Consider the following 3,343-nt stretch of genomic DNA (forward strand, 5'->3'; position numbering starts at 1 on the left):
GGCGGTCACCGCCGACCGGCCACCCCACCATCGCCGGCCCCAGCATCGCCGACCCCAGCATCGCCGACGCCGCTGGCACCGCCGAGCAGCACCGGTCGAAAGCCCCGCTGTAACCCCGCTCCAGCCGCCCGCGCCCGTACCCGCGCGCCTGCGCCTGTAGGTGGTTCCCGTCACGATGGGGATGGTTTTCACCTACGGCAGCGGATGCCGTAGGTGAAAACCATCATCAGAACAACGGAAACCACCTACGGTTGCCTGCCTCCCGCTCACCTGTAGGTGGTCCCAGCGACGGTTCCCACCTGGACGACCACGAAGTTCCCCGGGCAGCGGTTCCGTTGTGGGCTCCGTCAGGCGGGATCCGTCCGCCCGAGCTCAGCGGGTCGGGTCAGCGGACAGCGGGTAGACGGCTTTCGGCTACGGGTGCCACAGGGCGGCCAGGGCCACCGCGGCGAACAGGAGCGTCAGGTAGGTGATGGACAGGTGGAACAGCCGCATGGGGCGGATCTGCCCGCCACGGCGGACGGAGCGGACCAGCCGGTGCGCCTCGACCAGGAACCAGCCGCCGAGCAGCGCGGCCACGACCAGGTAGGGCCATCCCGTGTCCGCGACCGGGACGAGCAGCAGGGACGTGGCGACCATCACGTACGAATAGCCGAGTATGCGCCTGGCGACCACCTCCGGTGACGCCACGACCGGCAGCATCGGGATCCCGGCGGCGGCGTAGTCGTCCCGGTACTTGATGGCCAGCGCCCAGAAGTGCGGCGGGGTCCAGAAGAAGACGACCGCGAAGAGCAGCACGGCGGGCCAGCCGACCGTACCGGTCACCGCGGACCAGCCGATGAGCACCGGGAAGCAGCCGGCCGCGCCACCGATGACGATGTTGGACGGGCTGCGGCGCTTGAGCCCGAGGGTGTAGACGAAGACATAGAACGCGATCGCCGCGTCGGCGAGCAGTGCCGAGGGCCAGTTGACCGCGAAACCGAACAGCAGGGTCGCGGCGACACCCAGCAGGACACCGAAGCGCAGCGCCTCGGCGGGTGTGACGTTCGCCCGCACCAGCGGCCGGGCGCGGGTACGCGCCATCACCTGGTCGATGTCGCGGTCGATGTAGCAGTTGAACGTGTTGGCGCTGCCCGCCGCGAACGTCCCGCCGACCAGGGTCGCGAGTATCAGCCACGGCGAGGGCAGGCCGCGCTCGGCCAGCAGCATGACTGGGATGGTCGTGATCAGGAGCTGTTCGATGATCCGCGGCTTGGTCAGGGCGAGGTAGGAACGCGCGAGCGCCCCGACCGGGCGGCGGGTCCTCATCGGCCCGGTCGGCCCGGTCGGGCCGTCCGGCCCGCCGCGCTCCCCGGAGGCCGGCGGCGCGGGCGTGGTCGGCTTCGGCAGGCTGGCTACCGGCGTGGACGCGGCCAGGGCGGACAGGACGACCTCGCGATCGGCGGGCGACACAGGCCACCCGCCCGGACTCGGGCCCCGGGGCGCCGGGGCTTCGCGGCGTGGTTCTACGACGTGTCGGAGTCTAACCGCCGGACGCCGCGCCAGGCGCGCGACCCGTCCAGAAGAAGATCCGTGGCCCTGGCCGGCACCCTGAGCGGCACCGTCGGCCCGGCCTGCGCAGACAGGGATGTCCCGGCGGCTTCCCCGCGGCATGGCCGTCGGCGTCGGCAGCGCTGCCGACGCTCCCGAAGCCACCAGCCCGGCTCCCGTGCCCCCGGGCCCGGTGACCGGGAAAGCGCGTCGGGCGGGCCGGAGGGCAGTGTTCCCGGCAGGTTCCCGGTTCCCGACACGTTCCCGGCAGGTTCCCGGCACGTCCCCGGCACGTCCCTGGCAGGTTCCTGGCAGGTTCCCGGCAGGTTCCCGGCCGGTCGTCCCCGGGCTTCTCGAGCTGTCCGGGCGCGGGGGTGAGGGGAGGAACGCGAGAGGGTAGGCCCATCCGTACCGGCAGATACGGCGTGGCCCGGCCCGTCCGTACCGGCAGCGGGGGACGGTCCGCCCCTACCGGTACTGGCGGCATGTACCGGCGGCATTTGGTGGGCCTGCCCCCACCGCCACGGTCCGGCGCTGACCGCCAGGGCGCGCCGACCACAATGGACACGACGACGGGCATGACAGACGACGGACATGACAACCGTAGGCGCCGAACCGTCCATCAGCACGCCAGCGCTCCCCGGAGAGGACGTCCACCACAATGACCGACCCCCTGGCCCTGCTGTCCGCCGCCGACGTGGCGGTCTGGCTCGACGACATCAGCCGGGACCGGCTGCGGACCGGCAGCCTCGCCGAGCTGGTGCGTACCCGCAGCGTCGTCGGCGTCACCAGCAACCCGACCATCTTCCAGAAGGCGATCAGCAGCGGATCGGCCTACGACGAGCAGCTGCGCGACCTGGCCGTCCGCGGCGTGGACATCGGCGAGGCCGTCCGCGCGATCACGACCGCGGACGTCCGCGCCGCCTGTGACGTGCTGCGTCCCGCCTACGAGGCCAGCGGCGGGGTGGACGGCCGGGTGTCGATCGAGGTCGACCCGCGGCTCGCCCACGACACCGAGCGCACCGTGGCCGAGGCCCGCGCGCTGTGGTGGCTGGTCGACCGGCCGAACCTGTTCATCAAGATCCCGGCCACCCTCGCCGGCCTGCCGGCGATCACCGCCACGCTCGCCGCGGGTATCAGCGTCAACGTCACGCTGATCTTCGGGCTCGACCGCTACGACGCGGTGATGGACGCGTTCATCGCCGGCATCGAGCAGGCCGCGGCGGCCGGTCTGGAGCTGCCCGGCATCACCTCGGTCGCGTCGTTCTTCGTCAGCCGGGTCGACACCGAGGTGGACCGCCGGCTGGAGAAGATCGGCACCGCCGAGGCAAAGGCCCTGCGCGGTAAGGCCGCGGTCGCCAACGCGCGGCTGGCCTACCAGCGTTACGAGCGGGCGTTCGCCACCGGGCGGTGGTCGGCGCTGGCGAAGGCCGGTGCCCGGCCGCAGCGGCCGCTGTGGGCGTCCACGTCCACGAAGGACCCGGCCCTGCCGGATACGATCTACGTGACGGAGCTGATCGCCCCGGGCACGGTCAACACGATGCCGGAGGCAACACTGCACGCGTTCGCCGACCACGGGGTGGTCCGGGGCGACACGATCAGGCCGTACTACGACGACGCCCACGCGGTGCTGGCCGCCCTGGCCGGTCTCGGCATCTCGTTCCCCGACGTCGTCGAGGTGCTCGAACGCGAGGGTGTGGAGAAGTTCGTGGACTCCTGGAACCAGCTGCTGACGGCGGTCGGGGAACAGCTCACGGCCGCCGGCGGCCAGCCGGGAGCGCTCACCGGCTGACAGACCTGACAGACCTGACAG

The 3,343-nt window shown here is 72.2% G+C and carries 2 protein-coding genes; one reads left to right on the top strand and one right to left on the bottom strand.

Annotated elements, in window-relative coordinates; translation table 11 throughout:
• Positions 1-414: 414 nt before the first annotated feature.
• The gene (locus AC5LSR_RS16920; protein ID WP_250283332.1) at positions 415-1,308 is read right to left on the bottom strand and encodes a heme o synthase; all 894 of its coding nucleotides are present in this window, start codon (positions 1,306-1,308) and stop codon (positions 415-417) included.
• Between the two features lie 883 nt (positions 1,309-2,191).
• Between AC5LSR_RS16920 and tal the strand changes: the two genes are divergently transcribed.
• On the top strand, positions 2,192-3,322 hold the full coding sequence (tal, locus tag AC5LSR_RS16925) for a transaldolase (RefSeq protein WP_250283297.1): 1,131 nt from the start codon (positions 2,192-2,194) through the stop codon (positions 3,320-3,322).
• Positions 3,323-3,343: the final 21 nt, after the last annotated feature.

The organism is Protofrankia sp. CiP1_Cm_nod4 (assembly GCF_982290645.1).